The 15,163-nt window shown below is 63.7% G+C and carries 18 protein-coding genes; 4 read left to right on the plus strand and 14 right to left on the minus strand.

Annotated features, from left to right (window positions below; all coding sequences use genetic code 11):
• Window positions 1-24: 24 nt before the first annotated feature.
• Window positions 25-648: a translation initiation factor IF-3 gene (gene infC / locus PVU19_RS08870; protein WP_074784583.1), complete on the minus strand. Its 624-nt coding sequence runs from the start codon at window positions 646-648 to the stop codon at window positions 25-27.
• Window positions 649-789: 141 nt separating this feature from the next.
• Between infC and PVU19_RS08875 the strand changes: the two genes are divergently transcribed.
• Window positions 790-1,635, plus strand: coding sequence for a translation initiation factor 3 (locus PVU19_RS08875; protein WP_082237524.1), 846 nt, complete (start codon window positions 790-792; stop codon window positions 1,633-1,635).
• 135 nt (window positions 1,636-1,770) lie between these two features.
• Here PVU19_RS08875 and PVU19_RS08880 read toward each other — a convergent pair whose 3' ends face one another.
• The 6 genes from PVU19_RS08880 to cobA all read right to left on the minus strand — a co-directional run bounded on the left by PVU19_RS08880 (window position 1,771) and on the right by cobA (window position 6,605).
• Window positions 1,771-2,622, minus strand: a complete 852-nt coding sequence (locus tag PVU19_RS08880; RefSeq protein ID WP_050662424.1) for a ferredoxin--NADP reductase — start codon at window positions 2,620-2,622, stop codon at window positions 1,771-1,773.
• 67 nt (window positions 2,623-2,689) lie between these two features.
• A complete protein-coding gene (locus PVU19_RS08885; protein WP_050662423.1) occupies window positions 2,690-3,106 on the minus strand; it encodes a DUF934 domain-containing protein in 417 nt (138 codons plus the stop codon).
• On the minus strand, window positions 3,103-3,837 hold the full coding sequence (locus PVU19_RS08890; RefSeq protein WP_050662422.1) for a phosphoadenylyl-sulfate reductase: 735 nt from the start codon (window positions 3,835-3,837) through the stop codon (window positions 3,103-3,105). The genes PVU19_RS08885 and PVU19_RS08890 overlap by 4 nt, the downstream gene beginning before the upstream one ends.
• Complete coding sequence (locus PVU19_RS08895) at window positions 3,824-5,494, minus strand: nitrite/sulfite reductase (protein ID WP_050662421.1); 1,671 nt, start codon at window positions 5,492-5,494, stop codon at window positions 3,824-3,826. The genes PVU19_RS08890 and PVU19_RS08895 overlap by 14 nt, the downstream gene beginning before the upstream one ends.
• A 27-nt stretch (window positions 5,495-5,521) precedes the next feature.
• Window positions 5,522-5,833: a DUF2849 domain-containing protein gene (locus PVU19_RS08900; RefSeq protein ID WP_050662420.1), complete on the minus strand. Its 312-nt coding sequence runs from the start codon at window positions 5,831-5,833 to the stop codon at window positions 5,522-5,524.
• A gap of 1 nt (window position 5,834) precedes the next feature.
• The gene (cobA, locus tag PVU19_RS08905; RefSeq protein ID WP_050662419.1) at window positions 5,835-6,605 is read right to left on the minus strand and encodes a uroporphyrinogen-III C-methyltransferase; all 771 of its coding nucleotides are present in this window, start codon (window positions 6,603-6,605) and stop codon (window positions 5,835-5,837) included.
• Between the two features lie 146 nt (window positions 6,606-6,751).
• On the opposite strand from cobA, the gene PVU19_RS08910 reads away from it, so the two are divergent.
• Window positions 6,752-7,213 (plus strand): Lrp/AsnC family transcriptional regulator, encoded by a 462-nt coding sequence (locus PVU19_RS08910; protein WP_050662418.1) that lies wholly within the window; start codon window positions 6,752-6,754, stop codon window positions 7,211-7,213.
• 2 nt (window positions 7,214-7,215) lie between these two features.
• On the opposite strand, the gene tpiA is transcribed toward PVU19_RS08910, so the two are convergent.
• From tpiA to rimK, 4 genes are all read right to left on the minus strand, one after another.
• Complete coding sequence (gene tpiA / locus PVU19_RS08915) at window positions 7,216-7,977, minus strand: triose-phosphate isomerase (protein WP_050662417.1); 762 nt, start codon at window positions 7,975-7,977, stop codon at window positions 7,216-7,218.
• 52 nt (window positions 7,978-8,029) lie between these two features.
• Window positions 8,030-8,380: a HesB/IscA family protein gene (locus PVU19_RS08920; RefSeq protein WP_050662416.1), complete on the minus strand. Its 351-nt coding sequence runs from the start codon at window positions 8,378-8,380 to the stop codon at window positions 8,030-8,032.
• Between the two features lie 29 nt (window positions 8,381-8,409).
• Window positions 8,410-8,772: an SUF system Fe-S cluster assembly protein gene (locus tag PVU19_RS08925; protein WP_050662415.1), complete on the minus strand. Its 363-nt coding sequence runs from the start codon at window positions 8,770-8,772 to the stop codon at window positions 8,410-8,412.
• Between the two features lie 84 nt (window positions 8,773-8,856).
• The gene (gene rimK, locus PVU19_RS08930; RefSeq protein ID WP_050662414.1) at window positions 8,857-10,275 is read right to left on the minus strand and encodes a 30S ribosomal protein S6--L-glutamate ligase; all 1,419 of its coding nucleotides are present in this window, start codon (window positions 10,273-10,275) and stop codon (window positions 8,857-8,859) included.
• A 67-nt stretch (window positions 10,276-10,342) separates the two neighbouring features.
• Between rimK and tgt the strand changes: the two genes are divergently transcribed.
• Window positions 10,343-11,473 (plus strand): tRNA guanosine(34) transglycosylase Tgt, encoded by a 1,131-nt coding sequence (gene tgt / locus PVU19_RS08935; RefSeq protein ID WP_050662413.1) that lies wholly within the window; start codon window positions 10,343-10,345, stop codon window positions 11,471-11,473.
• A gap of 18 nt (window positions 11,474-11,491) precedes the next feature.
• Here the strand turns inward: tgt and pth are convergent, their stop codons facing one another.
• Window positions 11,492-12,172 carry an aminoacyl-tRNA hydrolase gene (gene pth / locus PVU19_RS08940; RefSeq protein WP_050662412.1) on the minus strand — a complete coding sequence of 227 codons (681 nt, stop codon included), beginning with the start codon at window positions 12,170-12,172 and terminating at the stop codon, window positions 11,492-11,494.
• A gap of 75 nt (window positions 12,173-12,247) precedes the next feature.
• Here pth and PVU19_RS08945 point away from each other — a divergent pair, with 75 nt between their 5' ends.
• The gene (locus PVU19_RS08945; protein WP_050662411.1) at window positions 12,248-12,928 is read left to right on the plus strand and encodes an FkbM family methyltransferase; all 681 of its coding nucleotides are present in this window, start codon (window positions 12,248-12,250) and stop codon (window positions 12,926-12,928) included.
• Window positions 12,929-13,001: 73 nt separating this feature from the next.
• Here the strand turns inward: PVU19_RS08945 and PVU19_RS08950 are convergent, their stop codons facing one another.
• Window positions 13,002-13,652: a 50S ribosomal protein L25/general stress protein Ctc gene (locus PVU19_RS08950; RefSeq protein WP_050662410.1), complete on the minus strand. Its 651-nt coding sequence runs from the start codon at window positions 13,650-13,652 to the stop codon at window positions 13,002-13,004.
• A 161-nt stretch (window positions 13,653-13,813) separates the two neighbouring features.
• A complete protein-coding gene (locus PVU19_RS08955) occupies window positions 13,814-14,977 on the minus strand; it encodes an alpha-hydroxy acid oxidase (RefSeq protein ID WP_050662409.1) in 1,164 nt (387 codons plus the stop codon).
• Between the last annotated feature and the right edge of the window lie 186 nt (window positions 14,978-15,163).

Here is a 15,163-nt window from a genome sequence, read left to right on the forward strand (position 1 = left end):
GTTGGGCTGCGGTGCCGGGGCGGATTATTTCGCGCCCGGTCCGATGATCATGATCATCTGGCGGCCTTCCATCTTGGGCATGTTTTCGACCCGGCCAACCTCCTTGACGTCCTCGGCGATCCGTTCGAGCAGATTGCGGCCCAGATCCTGGTGCGCCATCTCGCGGCCACGGAAGCGCAGGGTGATCTTCACCTTGTCGCCGCCTTCGAGGAATTTCAGCACGTTACGCATCTTGACGTCGTAGTCGTGCGTATCGGTGCCGGGGCGAAATTTGACCTCTTTCACCTCGATGATCTTCTGCTTTTTGCGCGCTTCGGATTCGCGCTTTTGCTGTTCGTACTTGTACTTGCCGTAATCCATGATCTTGCAGACCGGCGGATTGGCGCTTGGCGAGATTTCGACCAGATCGAGCCCGACCTCCTCTGCCATCTCTAGCGCCCTGCGTGGGGTGACGACGCCTACGTTCTCGCCTTCTGCTCCGATCAGGCGGATTTCGTCGGCGCGGATGCGGTCGTTGATCCGGGGACCGGTGTCACGAGTGGGCGGCGCGTTATGGGGTCTGCGGGCTATGGCTTCAATCCTTCGATTGTTGAACGTTGTCGGGTGAATTTGACGGTGCAAGGTAAACGCCGGTGCGGCGGCTTTCAAGCCGCAAAATCGGCTGATATGAGCCGAACGAGCACCATTTCCCCCTTGCGGCTTTTCTTTGCACGCGGCATCTGGGAAGGAGTGTCACAAAAGGCCGTGGCGATTAACGCGAGGGCCTGTCTGTTATTCTGGGAGATGGGTATGAAAAACCTGATTTGGATCGTTCTTGCGGTCATCGTGCTGGGCGGCGGCTACATGCTGTTTACCGGCAAGTCTGTCGATGAGGTCGTGAACGACGTGAGCGGAGCCACGCAGCAGGACGTCGAGGCGCCTGAAGCGCTGGAAGATGCGGCTGAGGCTGCGGGCGAGACCGCCGACGCGGCAGCGGATGCGGCGGGTGACGCGGTCGACGCGGCTCAGGACACCGCCACAGAGGCGGCAGAGGCAGTTGAAGAGGCCGCGAGCGAGGCGACAAGCGAGGCATCCGATGCTGTCGAGGGCGCTGTCGAGGCTGCCGAAGAGACGGCCAACGAGGCGAGCGAAGCGGCTCAGGAGGCCGCACAAGAGGCAGTGGACGCGACCACCGGGACCGCTGATGAGGCAACCGATGCCGCGGGCGACGCGACCGAGGCGGCGACCGACAGCGCCGAAGAGGCCGTCGATGCCACCACAGAGGCCGCATCTGACGCTGCTGCTGAAACCGAAGCCGCTTCGCAAGAGGCGGTGGACGCGGCGTCCGAGACGGCGAACGAAGCCGAATCTGCCGTCGAGGGGGCTGCGGATGGTGCAACCGAGGCCACCGAAGAGGCCGCTACCGGCGCAGGTGAGACCACGACGGGCGATGCGGCTGCTGGCGGTGCCGAGCAGGCCCCCGAGGCGCTGACCGTGGACGGCTTCGACATGGAGCGCGTGCGCAGCCTGATCGAGGGGTCCGATCTGGGCTCGATGCAGGAAAACCTGCTGATCGAGGGCATCCGGGCGGCGCAGGACAATCCGGAGCTTCTGCAATCCGCGCTTCAGGCGGCACGTCAGGCGCTTGGCTACTGAGCCAGTCCAAATATCATTGAAAAGCCCGCGCAAGGAACACCTTGCGCGGGCTTTTTTTGTGGCTGTTTCGGCATGTCTCTGGTTACGGGAGACCCTCGGGTCGAGCCCGAGGGTGACGGGCATGTGTGGTAGGCGTCAGTCGAGAAACGCCTTTTCGACCACGTATTCCTTGGGGTCGGAATTGGCCCCTTCGCGCAGCCCGTAATCCTCCAGCATCTCCTTGATCTCGAGATTGAAGGCAAGGTTGCCGCAGACCATGGCGCGGTCGGTTTCGGGTGCGAGGGGGGCAACGCCAAGGTCCGAAAACACCTCGCCCGAGCGCATCAGGTCGGTGATACGGCCCATCTTGGGGCTCTCCTCGCGGGTGGTCGTCGGGTAATAGCGCAGCTTGTCAGCAAAGTCTTCGCCGATCAACTCCGCCAGCATCTCGTCCTTGCGGATGCTGTCGATCAACTCGGCCCCGTATTGCAATTCGCCCACCTCACGGCAGGTATGGGTCACGATCACCTCGTCGTAATCCTCATAGGTCTGCGGGTCGCGCAGCAGCGACGCGAAGGGGGCAAAGCCGGTGCCGGTGGCAAAGAGCCACAGCCGCTTGCCGGGCAGGAGCGCGTCATGCACCAGCGTGCCAACGGGCTTGGGGCGCAGGATGATCTCGTCGCCCACCTCGATATGCTGCAACCGCGAGGTCAGCGGGCCGTCCTGGACCTTGATCGAGTAGAATTCCAATTCGTCATCCCAGGACGGCGAGGCGATGGAATAGGCGCGCAGGAGCGGCTTTTCGCGGCCGGTTTTCTCGTCCGTCTGCATGAGGCCGATCATCACGAATTCGCCCGACCGAAACCGCAGCGAGGCGGGCCGGGTCACGCGGAACGAGAACAGCCGGTCGGTCCAGTGTTTCACCTCTGTCACGGTCTGAGCATCGGGAATCGCGAGGGTTTTGGGCGCTTTCGCGGTCGCTTGGGTCACGGCGGTCATCTCGTTCATGGTGTCAACTGCCGGTCATTTAAACCGACATCCTCTTCTAATCTTTGATTCAGGTCAGGTGAAAGGGTTATTCCGCAGCGACGTGGCGCAGCCGTGATTGGTAGTCATGCGCCTGCCAGTTGGCGCGGGAGAGCCACTGATCCTCGGGCTGCCGGGCGGCCAGATCATCGGAAATCTCGACCTCGTCAAAGCCCGCGCGCCGCGCCATCGCGTATTGATCGGCGATCACGTGGCCATAGGCGCGCAGCCGACCGGTGTAGCCCATCAGGCGCAACTTCCGGGCGATGCTAAAGCCGCGCCCATCGGCGAAGTTGGGGAAATGGACCTTGATCATCTGCACGTCTGGCAGGCGACCGGCCAGTTCTAGCGGGTCGGCGCTGGAGGGCAGGGTGATGCCCACGCCCTTGCGGGCCTCTTCCAGAGGCACGATGGGGGTGGTCCAGGTCTCGGGGCCAAAGCCCGTGTCGGTGACGATGACAGTCATGCGGAAACTCCTTTTCGCACCAGTTTGCCGTTCACAAAATGGATGCCACATTCGGTTTTGTCCTGATCGCGCCAGCGGCCCGATCTTGGGTCTTCGCCCGGTTTCACGGGCGTTGTGCAGGGCATGCAGCCGATCGAAGGATAACCGCGGCTGACCAGCGGATGCCGGGGCAGGCGGTTTTCCTCCATGTAGGTCCGGATGTCGTCGCGGGCCCAATGGGCCAGCGGGTTGACCTTGATCCGACCCGTGCCGTCCTCGATCTCGAAGAAGTCAAGGGTGGCGCGGGTGCCTGTTTGATAGCGTTTGCGCCCGGTGATCCAGCCGTCAAAACCGCTGAGAGCGCGTTGCAGGGGCCGGGTCTTGCGCAGGGCGCAGCACGCGTCGGTATCGCGTCGGTGTAACGTCTGTTTTGCGTCGGTGCGTGCAAGCTCCTGCGCGTCGGGCCGAATGATGCGCAGATCGCGCAGGTTGAGCCGCTCTGCCAGTTCCTGCTGATAGACCAGCGTCTCGGCAAAGAGCATCTCGGTGTCGATGAAGATCACCGGCGTCGCGGCCTGCGTGACGGAGACCATGTGCAAGAGCACAACCGATTCGGCCCCGAAGCTGGAGACCAGCGCCAGCTTGCCCGCCTGGGGGTCGCGCAGCGCGTGCTCCAGCACCGAGATCGCCGAGTGATGGCGATAGCGGTCGTTGAGCGCGCGCACCCGGGCGTACAGATCACTCTGCGGCATGGGCCCGGGCCTCGTGATCGTAGAGCGCGGATTTGAACGGGGCGAGGCCGAGACGGTTGTACGCCTCAAGGAATGTCTCCTCGGGCCCCTCGCGCAGGTCGAGATAGGCGAAGATCAGACGCTCGATGGCGGGCACGATCTCGTCATAGGCGAAACCGGGCCCGGTGCGGGTGCCGATGGCCGTGCTTTCCGACGCATCGCCGCCGAGGGTGATCTGGTAGTTTTCCACCCCCGCGCGGTCGAGGCCGAGAATGCCGATATGGCCCACATGGTGATGCCCGCAGGCATTGATGCAGCCCGAGATCTTGATCTGGAGATGGCCCACGTCATGCTCGATCTTGAGCTCGTCCAGCCGGGTGGCGATGCCTTGGGCCACGGGGATCGAACGGGCGGTCGCGAGCGCGCAGTAATCCATGCCGGGGCAGGCGATGATATCCGAGGCGAGCCCGATATTGCCGGTGGCCAGCCCCGCCTCGCGCAGCGCGGCATGGACGGCGGGAATATCGGCGAGCGCCACGTGCGGCAGCACGAGGTTCTGCGCGTGACTGGCGCGGATGTCATTGTGACCGTAGCGTTCCGCCAGATCGGCCACGAGGCGCATCTGCGCGGCAGACGCGTCGCCCGGTGTCGCCCCATGCGCCTTGAGGCTGATGGTGACGATGCCGTGATCGGCGTGCTTGTGCGGGACAATGTTCGTGTCTGCCCATGCCCGGAACACCGGGTCAGCATCACGCGCGGCGTAATAGGCATGTGCGTCACGCTCGGGCAGGGTGGGGGTGACGAAGGCGGCGTTGATCCGGTCGAGCCACGCCTGATCGACGCCCGAAAAGGCCGCGCGACGGCGCGGGAACTCGGCCTCGACCAGATCGCGGATCTCATCCAGCCCGTTTTCGTGCACGGTGATCTTGATCCGCGCCTTGTACTTGTTGTCGCGGCGGCCGAGACGGTTGTAGGTGGCGAGGATCGATTCGAGATAGGGCAGGAGATCGGCGCGGGGCACGAAATCCTTGAGCAGCTTGGCGACCATGGGCGTGCGGCCCATGCCGCCGCCGACCCAGATCTCATAGCCGCGCGTGCCGTCCCGTTCGACGATCTTGACGCCGATATCGTGGCTTTTCATCACCGCGCGGTCAGAGTCGCTGGCGATCACGGCGATCTTGAACTTTCTGGGCAGGAACTGGAATTCCGGGTGGTCGGTAGACCATTGCCGGATCAGCTCGGCCACCGGGCGGGGGTCTTCCAGCTCATCCGCCGCCGCCCCTGCAAAGTGGTCTGAGGTCACGTTGCGGATGGTGTTGCCCGAGGTCTGGATGGCGTGCATGTCGACCTCGGCCAGCGCGTCGAGCATGTCGGGAATATCGCGCAGTTGCGGCCAGTTATACTGGATATTGGTGCGGGTGGTGAAATGGCCGTAGCCTTTGTCCCACCGCTCGGCCAGATAGGCCAGCTGACGCAGTTTCGCCGGGTCGAGCGAGCCATAGGGGATCGCCACGCGCAGCATGTAGGCGTGCAGTTGCAGGTAGAGCCCGTTCATCAGGCGCAGCGGCTTGAACTCGTCCTCGGTCAGGCTTCCGTCGATCCGACGCTCGACCTGGGCGCGGAACTGTCGGTTGCGTTCTGCGATAAAAGCGGCGTCGAAGTCGTTGTATTGATACATGGTTTTCTCCTGCGCGTGTCGCGTGGGTCAGGCGTGGCCGAGGCCGTCGGCCTGTTTACCGTGAAAAAGGTTCGAAGGGCCGGTGCGCCGGAAATCCTCGCGGAAATGGGTGGGCTCGGGACCGTCGGGGCCGGGGCGCATATCGGCGAGATAGGCGCCGACGATTTCATCGGCGCGGGCCTGTGCCTGCAAAAGGCGGTAGTCGGCATCGGCCTCATCGGTCAGCACCTCGGCCTCCGAAAGGTGCCGGGTCCATTGGTCATCGACGGTGAGGTAGACGACATCGCCCTCAATGAGGGCATTGGCAGTCACAACCTTGGGGGTGAAGTCTCGGGGCATGTCAGGCAAGCTCCTGTTTCGATTGGACAAGCGCCGCCTCGGCGGCGCGGGGCGCGAGGCCGAGGAAGGTGAGCGCGGGACCGGTGAGATCTGCTTCGGCCAGATCGGCGGGCAGCCGCTCCAGCGTGGTGGAGAGCACGCGCTGATCGAGGCGCGAGGCGTTCTCGATCACGGTGACGGGGGTGGCGCGGTCGGCCCCGTGCATGATCAGGCGGCCCTGGATGAAGCGCGCGGACTTCTTGCCCATGTAGATCGCGGCGACCTCGCCGGGGCGAGCCAGCGTGCGCCAGTCGTGATCGGCAAAGCCCTTCATGTCGTGGCCGGTGAGAAAGCGCACGGCGGCGTTGCGGCCGCGTTTGGTCTGGCTTTGGCCGATGGCGGCGACCGAGGCGGAGGCGGCGGTGATGCCGGGCACGACATGCCAGTCGATGCCAGCGGCGCTCACCGCGTCGAGTTCCTCGTCGAGGCGGCCAAAGACGGTGGGATCGCCACCTTTGAGGCGGACGACGCGCGCACCGGTGAGGGCCTGTGCGACGATTAGGCCGTTGATGTCATCCTGCGACATGGAGGGGCCGAAGCCTTCCTTGCCTGCGTTGAGGAGTTGCGCGGCAGGGTTGGCCAGGTCGAGGATGTCGCGGGCAACCAGCCGGTCATGGATCACCACATCGGCCTGTTGCAGGGCGCGCAGGGCCTTGACGGTGAGCAGGTCGGGGTCGCCGGGGCCTGCGCCGACAAAGGCGACAGTGCCGGGTTGGAGCGGAGTGCGGGACATGGCGCGGCCTTTTGCAAGCGGTTTGACTTCCCCCGTAATATAGGAAATATTCCCGGTTCAACGCCATATGGCCGCGTGAATAAGGACGAACGTTCTGACTGTTGCGGCTGTTGGGTGGAAAATTCCATCGGAAAGGGAAACTTGGAATGACTGTCCGTCTCGACGATCTGGATCGGAAAATCCTCGTGCAGCTGCAGGAGGATGGGGGGCAATCGCTGGACGATATCGCCAAGGCCGTGGGCAGTTCCAAGACGCCCGTGTGGAACCGGATTCGCAAGATGCGCGAGGGCGGGGTGATCCGGCAGCAGACCTATCTGCTGGATGCCGAAGCGCTTGGGTTTGAGGCGTGTTTCTTTGTCCTGATCCGCACGTCAGAGCATGATGCAGGCTGGCAGGGGCAGTTTTTGAAGGCGCTGAATGCCCGGCCCGAGGTGATGGAAGCGCATCGGCTGGCGGGGGATATCGATTACATCCTCAAGGTGCGGGTGGCCAATGCGCGGGCCTATGACGTATTTTATCAGGCGCTAATTTCAGAGGTGAAGGTGCATAACGTCACGGCGCTGTTGTCGATGGAAGAGATCAAATCCACGACGATGCTTCCGATTTGATATCAATCGGTTGTGGGGTGTTCCTCAAGTGCCGAGATAATCGGTGAGAAGTCGGCGGATTTGAGGCTCGCGCCACCGACGAGTGCGCCGTCGACATTTGACGTGGCGAAGATCTCGTCGGCATTGGCGGGCTTGACGGAGCCGCCATAGAGCAGGCGGATGGCGTTGGCCTGAGCCGCGCCCAGACGGTCGGCGAGGCGGGCGCGCAGGAAATCGTGCACTTCGGCGATCTGGGCGGTGCTGGGGGTGAGGCCGGTGCCGATGGCCCAGACGGGCTCGTAGGCGATGACGGTGTTGGTACCGGTTGCGCCGTCGGGCAGTGATGTGTCGAGTTGGGTGGCGATCACGTCGAGGGTTTGCGCGGCCTCGCGTTGCGCAAGGGTCTCGCCGAGGCAGATCACGGCGGTGAGGCCCGCGGACCAGGCGGCAAGCGCCTTTTCGGCCACCAGATCGCTGGTTTCATTGTGATTTTCGCGTCGCTCGGAATGCCCGAGAAGGACCGCCGTGGCCCCTGCATCGGCCAGCATCGGGGCCGAGATATCGCCGGTATGCGCGCCGGAGGGGGCGCTGTGGCAATCCTGTCCGCCGATCATCAGCGGGCTGTCGGCGGTGAGGGCGGCGGCCTGTACGATCAGCGTGGCAGGCGGGCAGATCAGGATATCGACGCGCGGGTCAGGATGCGCCGTGGTGAGGGATTGCAATTCGCCGAGGCTGGCATTGGTGCCGTTCATCTTCCAATTGCCTGCGGCGAGCTTGCGTTTCATGCACTCATGACCCTGATTATGTATTTTGAAACAATGGGCTGCGAGCCGAAGCTCACATGCCTTCGAACTTGATCGACTCGCCGCAGCCGCAGGCCTCGGTCACGTTCGGGTTGTTGAACACGAAACCGGATTCCAGCAGCGAGGTCTGGTAGTCGATCTCGGTGCCGAAGAGGAACATCTGCGCCATTGGCGCGATCATCACCCGCGCGCCGTCCTGTTCGACCACTTCGTCATGGGGGTCGACTTCGGTCACATACTCCATCGTGTATTCCATGCCCGCGCAGCCGCCCTTCTTGACGCCGATGCGCAAGCCCTGATGGCCGTCCCGGCCCATCAGTTTCGCGATCTGCGTGGCGGCGGTAGGGGTCATCGAGACCGCCTGCTTTCCGGGGATGCCAAACATGAGGTTCGCCTTTCAGTCGCTTGGTTTCGTTACATGAAACCCAGTTCAAGCCGGGCTTCGTCACTCATCATGTCCATGCCCCAGGGCGGCTCCCAGACGAGGTGCACATCGACTTGCTTGACGCCCGCCAGCGGCTCGATCGCCTCGGCGACCCAACCGGGCATTTCGCCTGCGACCGGGCAGCCCGGCGCGGTCAGGGTCATGGTGACGTTGATCGCGTTTTCACCATCAATATCAATCGTGTAGATCAAGCCGAGGTCGTAAATGTTGACCGGGATCTCGGGGTCGTAGACGCCACGGCAGGCCTCGACCACCTGATCGTAGAGCGGGTGGTCGGTGCTGGAGGGGGCGATGAGCGGGGCCCCTTCAAGCGGCTCGGATGAATTCATCATGATCGTGTCCTGCGGTTATCCTGAGCAAACATATAAGTTTTATAAACCCTCACGTCCAGAGGGGCGGTTGCATGCGACCCGGGCCTAGCCGTCAGATTTTCCAGCCGACTTGCGGCGGCGGACCGGGGCGGGGCGCACTCGCGCTTCAATCATGTCATAGAGCGCGCCGGTGATGTTCTTGCCGGTGGAGCCCTCGATGCCCTCGAAGCCGGGCGAGGAATTCACTTCCAGCACCTTGGGTCCGGTTTCGGAACGCAGGAGATCGACGCCCGCCATGTTGAGATCGAACACCCGCGCCGCGCGAATGGCCGTGTCGCGTTCTGCCTTGGTGATGCGCACCGATTTGGCTGAGCCGCCGCGATGCAGGTTGGAGCGGAAATCGCCCTCGGCGCCGGTGCGTTTCATCGAGGCCACGACTTTGCCGCCGATCACGAGGCAACGGATATCCTCTCCCGCCGCTTCCTTGACGAAATCCTGTACGAGGAAATTGGCCTTGAGACCGCGAAAGGCGTCGATCACCGATTCGGCGGCCTTCTTGGTTTCGGCCAGTACCACGCCCTTGCCTTGGGTCGATTCGAGCAGTTTGACGATCAAAGGCGCCGTGCCGACGAGGCCCATGAGGTTGGCGGTGTCCTTGGGGGAGGCGGCGAAGGCGGTGTTGGGCATGCCCACTTGCGCGCGCGCCATCAGCTGATGGGCATAGAGCTTGTCGCGGCTGGCGATGATGCCCGCCGAGGTGTTGACGCTGTAGGTGCCGATGGTTTCGAACTGGCGAATGACGGCGGCCCCGTAGGCGGTGACCGATGCCCCGATGCGCGGCACCACCGCGTCATAGCGCGGCAGGCGTTTGCCGTCGTAATGCACCTCGGGGGCAAGCGCGTTGATCGCCATGTAGCAGCGGGTGGTGTCGATTACTTCGACGGTGTGGCCGCGGGATTCGCCTTCCTCGACAAGGCGGCGGGTGGAATAGTTGTTCTCGCGGCTGAGTACGGCAATGCGGAGTGCGCGTTTGGGCTGTGCGGCGCGCATTTTTGAGGTGTGATAGACGTCATAGCTGAGTTCGGGCTGCAGGAAGCGGTCGGTGGCGACGATGGAAATGTGATCCTTGAGCGCCTGCCGCCCGAGCAGCATGCGCGAGGCCATGGTCGAGCGGTTGGTGAGGGTGATCTCGATCGGCCAGCTGTCGCCGTTCACCGACAAGGTGCTCTGAATCACGTAGCGCAATTCGCGCTCGCCATTCGAGGAGGCCACCTCGCGCCGGTCGAGGATCGTCGCGGAGCAGGGGATGATCAGATCGTCGCGGCCCGGAATCGGGTGCACGGTGAAACGCACCTTGGGTTTCGCGGACGGCCCGAAGGTTTCGATGTCGAAGGCATGCAGTGCGGAAGTGCGCGCGCCGGTATCGACCTTGGCCTTCAATGCGGGCACGCCCAGATCGGGGAGCGAAATCCATTCCTCCCAGCCGAATTGGAGGGGCTGGGGCGTGTCTGGCGTATCGCTCATGGGCTATGGCTCCTTGTCATGGGCGCGGATTCGTCGGATATGACCTGTCTCGCGCTATGGGGCCAAGATGACAGCATTATTCAACTATAAACTCAAGGGAACTGACGGATTGGCGCGCACGGGTGTGATTTCCACACCGCGCGGCGAGATCCGGACGCCGGCCTTCATGCCGGTGGGCACGGCGGCGACGGTGAAGGCGATGATGCCCGAGAGCGTGGCCGCCACCGGCGCGGATATCCTTCTGGGCAACACCTATCACCTGATGCTGCGGCCCGGGGCGGAGCGGGTGGCGAACCTGGGCGGTCTGCACCGGTTCATGAACTGGCAGAAGCCGATCCTGACGGATTCGGGCGGCTTTCAGGTGATGAGCCTTGCCGGGCTGCGAAAGCTGACCGAGGCGGGGGTGACGTTTCGCAGTCATATCGATGGATCAAAGCATGAGTTGACACCGGAGCGGTCGATGGAGATCCAGCGGCTGCTGGGGTCGGATATCGTGATGTGTTTCGACGAATGCCCGGCGCTGCCTGCGAGTGACAAGGCTGTGGCCGAGAGCATGCAGCTCAGCATGCGGTGGGCGGCGCGCTCCAAGGAGGCGTTCGGGGATCGGCCCGGCCATGCGCTTTTCGGGATCATGCAGGGCGGGGTTGCGCCCGAGTTGCGCGAGGAAAGTGCCGCCGCGCTGACCGGGATCGGGTTCGATGGTTATGCGGTCGGCGGTCTGGCCGTGGGCGAGGGGCAGGAGGCGATGTTCGGCGTGCTGGATTACGCGCCGGGGTTTCTGCCCGAGGACAAGCCGCGCTACCTGATGGGGGTGGGCAAGCCCGACGATATCGTAGGCGCGGTGAAGCGCGGCATCGACATGATGGATTGCGTGCTGCCATCGCGCTCGGGGCGCACCGGGCAGGCGTGGACGCGGCGCGGGCAGGTCAATATCAAGAATGCCCGGCATCAGGATGATCCCAGGCCGCTCGATGAGGCGTGCAGCTGTCCGGCCTGTCGGAATTACAGCCGCGCCTATCTGCATCACGTGTTCCGCAGTCAGGAGATGATCTCGGGTATGCTGCTGACCTGGCACAACCTGCATTATTACCAGGAGATCATGGCGGGCATGCGCGCGGCGATTGCCGCAAGACAGTTCGCGGCGTGGGAGGCGGCGTTTCATGCGCTGCGGGCGGAGGGCGATATCGAACCGGTGTGACAGGCTGGGTCGGGCGGCCTAGCGAAACCGGTCCGCGAGTTTCTGCAACGCGCTGCGGGTGTCTTCGGGGGCCTCTTGGGGCGGCTCCGGGTCCGGCACCGGCTTAGCCTTGCGCTCGGGCTTGGGGCGGGGCGGGGTCATGCGCTGCGCGACCGCGTTCTGAAACCGGTCGGGCTTGCCCTGTGCCAGCCACGGCGCGCCATCGGCAATTCCGCGCATCATGTCGTCGAGCCAGTCCTGATCGGCCTTGGCGAAATCCTGCAAGACATAGCCCGCCACCCGGTCCTTGTGTCCCGGATGCCCGATGCCGAGCCGCACGCGGGCATACTCGGCGCCGATATGGGCATGGATCGAGCGCAGACCGTTATGGCCGGCATGGCCGCCACCGGTCTTGACGCGCAGCTTGCCGGGGGCAAGGTCCAACTCGTCGTGAAATACCGTCACATCGCCGGGCGTCAGCTTGTAGAAGCGCATCGCCTCGCCCACCGACTGACCGCTGAGATTCATGAAGGTGCCGGGCTTGAGCAGGATCACCTTCTCGCCCTCGAGCACGCCCTCGGTGACATGGCCCTGAAACTTGGCCCGCCACGGGCCGAACCCATGATCCCCGGCGATCCGGTCGACGGCCATGAAGCCGATATTGTGGCGATTGCCCGCATATTTCGCCCCCGGATTGCCGAGGCCAACAAAGAGCTGCATTGCCCATTTCTCCCGCGTCACTCTAGGATGGTCTAGGGCCTTGGCCTGACGGAATCAACCAAGCGGCGGGGCGGCATGGCAGAGTATGAGATCGACGGCCTGACGCTCGACGTGCCCGACAGCCTGATCAATGACCGGATCGCGGCAAAACTGGCCTCGGGCAAATACGAGGGGCAGGAGGCCGCCGCGGCCCGCATGCGCCTGCGCGAAGGGCAGCGGGTGCTGGAACTGGGGGCGGGGATCGGCTATATCGCGACGCTTTGCGCGCGGCTGGCGGGACCGGCCAATGTCACAACGGTCGAGGCTAACCCGGTGATGCTGCCGGTGATCCGCGCCAATCTCGACCGCAACGGGGCAGGGGCGGTGACGCTGCTGCATGGCGCTGTGACGGGGTGGGCGGGCGACAAGGCCGCCATCGCCTTTGACGGGGCGCGCACATTCTGGGCCGGACATATCGCCGATGAGACGAGCGCGCCCGAGCGATTGGTCGAGGTGCCGGCGCTCGCGCTCGATGCCTTGCTGGACACTGTGCGCCCGCATCTGGTGATCATGGATATCGAAGGGGCCGAGGAATATCTGTTCGATACGCCCTGGCCGGATCATGTTCACTCGGTGATGATGGAACTGCATCCGGGGCGTTATCCGGACACGGTGATCCAGCGGATCGTGGATTGCATGTCGGCCTCGGGGCTGACCTACGATCCGGGGCCCTCGCGCAGGCGCATCCTGTGCTTTCGCCGGGTGCGCGGGCGGTGAACGAAAAACGCGGCCGCCGTTTCCGGGGCCGCGTCGTTTCGTGTCGCGATTCGTGTCGCGATGAGGTGGCGGATCACTCCTCCGCTGCGACCTCTTCGGCTTCGACCTCGTCGGCCTGATCTTCATCCTCGTCATCCTCCTGGCTGCGCAGTGCAGAGGGGGCGGAGATGTTGCAGATCACGAAGTCGCGGTCGATGGTCGGCTTGGTGCCCTCGGGCAGATCGACCATGGAAATCGTCAGCGTGTCGCCGATGTTTTCCATCTTGGTCAGATCGACGGTGATCTTTTCGGGGATGTCGCCCGCCGTCACCACAAGTTCGATCTCGGGGCGCACCAAGGTCAGAACGCCGCCTTTGCGGAGCGCCGCGCACTCTTCTTCGCCCTCGAATTCGACATGAATGAAGAGGTTGATCTTGGTGGTCCGGCGCAGGCGCATGAAATCGACATGCGTCGGCAGGTCCTTGACGATATCGCGCTGCACGTCGCGGCAGATCACGCGCACATCCTCGTGGCCATCGACCTTGAGGTTGAAGAGCGTGGACTTGAAGCGTCCCGCCTTCAGGCGCTTGATCAGCGCGTTATAGGGCAGTTGGATTGCCAGCGGCTCTTTGTCGCCACCGAACACGATACCCGGAACCAGATGCGCACGGCGCACCGCACGAGCGGCGCCCTTGCCCGTCCCCGTGCGTTCCTGGGCGTGAAGATCAGGAATTTCTCCAGCCATTTTGAATTCTCCATAGGTTAGAGCGGGGCTCCTCCAAGGCTGTAGCCCCGCGTGAAGTTGCGCCTATAGAGCACGCTGCCGTGCTTGAAAAGGGCCAAACGGCATGGCCTGCGGCTTCTTTTTGGCAAAAATACTCAAATTCCGGCACTGGCCAAGGGGCGTTACTCCCACTCGCCCGAGAACCCCTTGGGCACCATCAGGATATCGCGGTCGAGATCATGCACGTCGCGCCGCCCGCAGAGGCCCATGGTGGTATCGAGTTCCTTGCAGATCACCTCCAGCGTCTTGCTGACGCCAGCCTCGCCCATCGCCCCCAGCCCGTAGACGAAGGCGCGGCCGATATAGGTGCCTTTCGCACCCATGGCGAGGGCCTTGAGCACGTCCTGACCCGAGCGGATGCCGCTGTCGAGATGCACCTCGATCTTGTCGCCCACCGCATCCATGATCGCGGGCAGAGCGCGGATGGCCGAGAGCGCGCCGTCAAGCTGCCGCCCGCCGTGGTTCGACACGATGATCGCATCGGCCCCCACGTTCAGCGCCTCGAGCGCGTCGCGCGGGTCCATGATCCCCTTGATGATGAGCGGGCCGTCCCACATCTTGCGGAACACGCGGATGCGGTCCCAGTCAAGCGCCTGATCGAACGCCTCTGATGTCCAGGCCGAGAGCGAGGAGGGATCGGTCACGCCCTTGGCATGGCCCACGATATTGCCGAAGCTGCGCCGCTTGGTGCCCAGCATGCCAAGGCCCCAATGCACCTTGGTCATCATGTTGGCGACGCTGGCGGGCGTCAGCTTGGGCGGGGCCGAAAGGCCGTTCTTGAGGTCCTTGTGCCGCTGGCCCAGCATCTGCAGATCGACCGTGATCATCGCCGCCGAACATTTGGCATCGCGCGCCCGATCGAACAGCCGCTGCATGAAATCGTCGTCCTTGAGCGTGTAGACCTGAAACCAGAACGGCTTTTCGGTGTTCTCGGCCACATCTTCGATGGAGCAGATCGACATGGTCGAGAGCGTGAAGGGCACGCCGAATTTCTCGGCTGCGCGGGCCGCCTTGATCTCGCCATCGGCGTGCTGCATGCCGGTGAGGCCCACCGGCGCGAGGCCCACCGGCATCGCCACGTCCTGCCCGATCATCTTTGTCGCGAGGTTGCGCCCGGTCATGTCGATGGCAACGCGCTGTTTGAGATAGATGCGGTCGAAATCGGAGGTGTTCTCGCGGAAGGTCTGTTCTGACCAGCTGCCCGACTCCGCGTAGTCGTAGAACATCTTGGGCACGCGGCGGCGGTAGATCCGCTTGAGATCGTCGATATTGGTGATGACGGGCATGGGGGCACTCCGGAAATTGGTAAATATGCTTTACCAACCCAGCAGCATCTGCGCAATCGTCGCCGGTGCCGCACGGGGATGCCGGGTCGGGAGAGGCCGTGCCACGCGCGTCGGTGCCGTGTCCTCGGCCGGGTGGTGCTGCATCGGCTGTGCATTTTCTCCATTGTAATTGCCGCCCGCAACGCA

Origin of the sequence: Roseovarius tolerans, assembly GCF_028885395.1 — a bacterium.
Lineage (GTDB): Bacteria > Pseudomonadota > Alphaproteobacteria > Rhodobacterales > Rhodobacteraceae > Roseovarius > Roseovarius tolerans.